Source organism: Xanthomonas sp. A1809, assembly GCF_017746015.1.
GTDB classification, from domain to species: Bacteria; Pseudomonadota; Gammaproteobacteria; order Xanthomonadales; family Xanthomonadaceae; genus Xanthomonas; species Xanthomonas euvesicatoria.
In genome coordinates this window covers 388-3787 of record NZ_JAGHWZ010000037.1, presented here as the reverse complement: position 1 = coordinate 3787, position 3400 = coordinate 388, and the positions used below count along the sequence as shown (strand labels likewise).

6 protein-coding genes are annotated in these 3400 nt (G+C 67.0%); all 6 read left to right on the top strand.

Annotated features, from left to right (window positions below):
* Positions 1-326: hypothetical protein (locus J7396_RS21930; protein ID WP_209262138.1), on the top strand; the 326-nt coding region annotated here is incomplete at its 5' end.
* Positions 323-1249, top strand: a complete 927-nt coding sequence (locus J7396_RS21925; RefSeq protein ID WP_209262137.1) for a helix-turn-helix domain-containing protein — start codon at positions 323-325, stop codon at positions 1247-1249. The genes J7396_RS21930 and J7396_RS21925, both read left to right, overlap by 4 nt.
* A complete protein-coding gene (locus tag J7396_RS21920) occupies positions 1242-1748 on the top strand; it encodes a hypothetical protein (RefSeq protein WP_209262136.1) in 507 nt (168 codons plus the stop codon). Before J7396_RS21925 ends, J7396_RS21920 begins: the two co-directional genes overlap by 8 nt.
* Positions 1745-2365 carry a hypothetical protein gene (locus tag J7396_RS21915; protein WP_209262135.1) on the top strand — a complete coding sequence of 207 codons (621 nt, stop codon included), beginning with the start codon at positions 1745-1747 and terminating at the stop codon, positions 2363-2365. Before J7396_RS21920 ends, J7396_RS21915 begins: the two co-directional genes overlap by 4 nt.
* Complete coding sequence (locus tag J7396_RS21910) at positions 2362-2736, top strand: hypothetical protein (RefSeq protein ID WP_209262134.1); 375 nt, start codon at positions 2362-2364, stop codon at positions 2734-2736. The genes J7396_RS21915 and J7396_RS21910 overlap by 4 nt, the downstream gene beginning before the upstream one ends.
* Positions 2733-3400: phage antirepressor KilAC domain-containing protein (locus J7396_RS21905; protein ID WP_209262133.1), on the top strand; the 668-nt coding region annotated here is incomplete at its 3' end. The genes J7396_RS21910 and J7396_RS21905, both read left to right, overlap by 4 nt.

The following is a 3400-nucleotide window of genomic DNA, read 5'->3' as shown; positions in this document are numbered from 1 at the left end:
GAAGCGCAGCAGGGCGGTGGGCAATGAAGTCCACAGGTTATCCCCAGCAGCTGGCCGTAACAGCAACCAAGGGTGTTTTGCATGATGCGCGCCGTTATCAAGTGCCGGTGCGAAACATGTCGCGACGCCAGGTGTGGAATCTCTTGAAGCAGGGCTGCAACGCAGCCGAGATAGCGGCTGCTGCGCACGTCAGTGACGCGGTCGCCGCTTCGATGATTGATGAAGCGCTGGGCCGCGTGCGTGGTGAGTCGCTGCGCGAGCAGGACCGGCAGCTTGCGGACCACCGCGTGGGCCATGCGCTAGGCGGCCTGGTGGTGAGCTTGTGAGCGTCGAGGCCATCACCTGGGCGCTGAAGCAGCCCTTGGACAAGTCGTCCGCCAAGTTCGTGCTGGTGGTGCTGGCCAACTGTGCCGGCGGCGACAACTGGGAGGCCTACCCGTCGGTGGCCTACCTGGCCGAGGCAACAGGACAGGACCGCAAGACGGTGTTGACCAACATGGGCCGTCTGGTGTCGGCTGGCCTGATTCGCGACACCGGGCATCGCCGCGGCACCACCAGCCAAGTCATCGTGTATCGCCTCAATCCGCCGACTGCTGGTGCTCAGCAAGGCGACGCGCCGGCTCCCGCGCCGTCCGTGGAACATCAAATAGAACAGTCCCAAAAACGGTACCGTTCTTCCGTGGAACATTTTGGCTGCGAACAGGCCCGAAATTGGGACTCTTCCGAGGGGGAAACAGTCCCGTTTTTCCCTGGAAACAGTCCCGTTTTTCCGCCGAAACAGTCCCAAAAACGGGACACGGAACCGTCATATAACCATCAGGGAACCAATACACCACACACCACTGGCGCAGACGCTGCGCGAGGTGTGTGTGGAACCGGTGCAGGTTTCATCGCAGCAGCGTTGAACCGAGCAGCCATGTCGCTCAACCGTCCCTGGCTCCGCACCACGAGCCAGCACCCGGACCTGATTGCCGCAGTAGGCGAGGGCGTCACCGCCGACCACCTGCTCGAGCTGTCCGACGTCTACCCGGACAAGTCTGCCGGCTACCTGATCGCCGCGGCTCGCCGCCAGCGCGCCACCGGCGCCAACACCATCACCTCCGGAGCATCCGCCCATGCAATCCCTCGCGAAAGCGCTGCCGAGCGCACCCAACGTTTTGCCCGTGAAGCCATCCAGCGCTACGCAGCCGACCACGCCGGCGCCGATTTCGATCACGTCGATCGCCACGGTGTGGACGCGCATGGCTGAGATCTACGGTACGCGCTGGACGAGCGGCTTTGGCGCTGACCCGTCCACCGGTGCCGGCAGCACTTGGGCGAAGGGATTGGCCGGCGTCACGGCGCAGCAGCTCGGCGCAGGCCTGACGGCGTGCATCGCCGCAGCGGATCCGTGGCCGCCCACGCTGCCGGAGTTCCGCGCGCGCTGCCTCGGCGTGCCGAGCCTGGCACAGGTGTCGAACGAGCTGCGAGGCGGCGGGGACCGCAGCGGTTTCACCGTCCTGGTGGGAATGAAGCTGGACGGCTATCGCTACCGCGGCGCCAGCGCCAGCGATGCCGATCGCATGGTGCGCGAGGCGTATGAACTGGCGCGCGACCACGTTATGCGCGGCGGCGAAGTGCCGGAGCCTGCTGGCACAGCGCTGCCGCCGCCGGCGAAGGTGCCGGAAGTTGCAGACCGTGATGCCGCGCGCGCTGCGCTGGCGCGGGCGGCTGCAGAGCTGGGCGACGCCACGGCGGTGACGGCATGAGGAACTACCCGACTCGCGTACGCGAATGGCTGAAGGCCAACCCCGGCGCGCACACGCCGCAGGTGATCCTGGACGGCATGGGCATCGAAGCCGGCGCGAAGGCACGGCGGCCGTACTACAGCGCCATGAAGGACAACAGCGAGGGCGGCTATCTGAAGCGCTCCGGCACTGGCCGCTGCACGGCCTACGAATTCCTGTGTGACCCGGCGCCGCGCGCAGTAGGGACCAGTCAGCAACGGATCGAGAAGCACCGCGCATACATGCGCCAGCGCCACGTCAACAACGGCGGCCGGACGCTTGCCGAACGACGGGAGGACGAGGCGCTGCGCAAGGCAGCACGTGCCGAACGGCTATTGCGAGAACAGGCCGAGCGCCGCGCTCTTCGCCAAGTGCAGCGCGACCTCACGGAGCGGGCACGCCCGGCGCGTAAGCCGCAGCCGAAGCGATTGCCCAACGGACACACCGTAATTGCCGTGCGCGCCTCAGTGGCTCGCCGCGCCGCTGCGGCGGCCGCATGCGCGCCGGCTCAGAGCGTGGCCGACTGGATCCGCGCAGGCGGGCAGGTGATGCGCCTGCCGGGGGTTGAGCAGTACATCCCTGATCGGTGCCGCGCTTGATCACTCTGACGCTCCCGTGGCCGCGCAAGGACTTGTCGCCAAACGCGCGCGTGCACTGGTCACGCAAGGCGAAGGCCACGAAATGCGCGCGCCAACTGGCAGTCCTTGCGGCGTTCCAAGCCGGGTGGAAGGGCCTGCAGCTGCCGGAAGGGCGGTTGCACCTGTGGCTCGATTTCTACCCTCCGACCAGGCAGATGCCGGACGACGACAACATGCTCGGCCGCTGCAAGGCATACCGCGACGGCTTGGCCCACGTGCTGGGCATCGACGACCAGCGATTCATTTCCCACCCGCTGGTCCGCGCTGAGCCGCGCAAGGGCGGCGAGGTGGTTTTCATCATCACCGGCGCGAGCCAGGACGTGCACCCATGAGCCAACTCATCATTGCCAGCACCACCATCCGCCGCGACGACTCGGGGCGCTACTGCCTCAACGACCTGCACCGCGCTGCCGGCGGGGAAAAGCGACACCAGCCGTCCGACTGGCTGCGGCTGCAGCAAACAGTCGAGCTTGCCACCGAAATTAGCGCGCAGTCGATACCGGGAATTCCCGGTATCCATGCGCGGCAAGGGTTTGGCACGTTCGTGGCCAAGGAGCTTGTCTACGCGTACGCCATGTGGATCAGCCCCGCCTTCCACCTGCGGGTGATCCGGGCCTACGACCAGCTGGTAACGGCGCCAAGTTCTGACCCGCTGGCGCTGCTGTCGGACCCGGCCGCCCTGCGTGGGCTTCTGGCCAGCTACGCCGGCCGCGTCGAGGAACTGACCCCGAAGGCTGAGGCCCTGGACCGTATCGCCATTTGCGATGGCTCGCTCAGCCTGCGCGAGGCGGCCAAGACCATGCAGATACCGGAGCGGAAGTTCCTGGCCCTGCTCGAGCAGAAGCGCTGGATCTACCGCCATCCGCTGGCCTCGACCTGGCTGGCCTACGCCGGCCGCCTGCACAGCGGCTGCCTGGAGCACAAGGTCACCAGCGGCGCCAAGCCGGACGGCAGCGAGTGGGTGCGCACGCAGGTACGCGTCACCGCGAAGGGCCT

Bases quoted from the DNA above. Each gene is read 5' to 3' on its own strand.
- J7396_RS21920 (WP_209262136.1), top strand. From the start codon at position 1,242: ATGGCTGAGATCTACGGTACGCGCTGGACGAGCGGCTTTGGCGCTGAC.
- J7396_RS21915 (WP_209262135.1), top strand. From the start codon at position 1,745: ATGAGGAACTACCCGACTCGCGTACGCGAATGGCTGAAGGCCAACCCC.